The sequence below is a fragment of the Candidatus Jidaibacter acanthamoeba genome, assembly GCF_000815465.1.
Lineage (GTDB): Bacteria > Pseudomonadota > Alphaproteobacteria > Rickettsiales > Midichloriaceae > Jidaibacter > Jidaibacter acanthamoebae.
On record NZ_JSWE01000073.1, the window covers coordinates 1 to 813 of the forward strand.

An 813-nucleotide genomic window follows, 5' to 3' on the forward strand; every position below is an offset into this window, starting at 1 on the left:
AATTTCTTCTTCATGATAATTGCCGCTCTTATACATAGAAAACCCTAAATGACTATAGGTGGTAGCTAACCTATGACTCCTGCCTTCTAGGAATGCTCGTTGTTGTAATATACTAATTACATTTTTATTGAATATTATGGCTTCATAATATTTTCCTGAGCCCCTGTATGCGTCTCCAAGATTAATATAAATGTTAATTAAATCTTCGGTTAAATTAAAATGACTTTTACCATTGAAAGGATAAAATTTATGCTCATTATACTTATTAGCTAAGGGCTCAAGTAATTCTATGGATTCTCTATATTTTTCAAGTTTATTATAAATCTTACTAAGATGCGCAATATACTCTAGATTTGAATTTAAATCGCTTTTTATTTTCTCTTTTAAAAGACTAATGGCTTCATCATATTCATATAATTCTTCTAAAATATACACCTTATTTATAAGCTTGGCATTGGCCTTGAGTATTATGCTATCTGCTCTAAAAATATTTGCCTTTCCTTTTGTATTAATAAAAACTCTTATTAAATCATACAGACTTATCAAAGTATTATGTATACTAAGTAATAACTCTTTATTTAAAATATTATCATTAATTTCAATCAAAGGCTCTCTTGTTAAGAGTAATATTTCATCTTGTCTGTTTGCCTTTAAATAAGTTCTAAGTCGCAATTCTTGTACATAAGCAATTGCATATTTTACTTCATTAATAAATTCAACCTGCAAACCTGTTTGTGCTTCAGCTGCTAGAGTCGCTGCTCTATCTAGTGTACTATTTTTCTCAATATTATAAAATAAAGCCAGATTTTCAAA

The 813-nt window shown here is 28.2% G+C and carries 1 protein-coding gene; it reads right to left on the reverse strand.

Annotated elements, in window-relative coordinates; all coding sequences use genetic code 11:
• Positions 1-813: tetratricopeptide repeat protein (locus tag NF27_RS12315; protein ID WP_039455460.1), on the reverse strand; the 813-nt coding region annotated here is incomplete at both ends.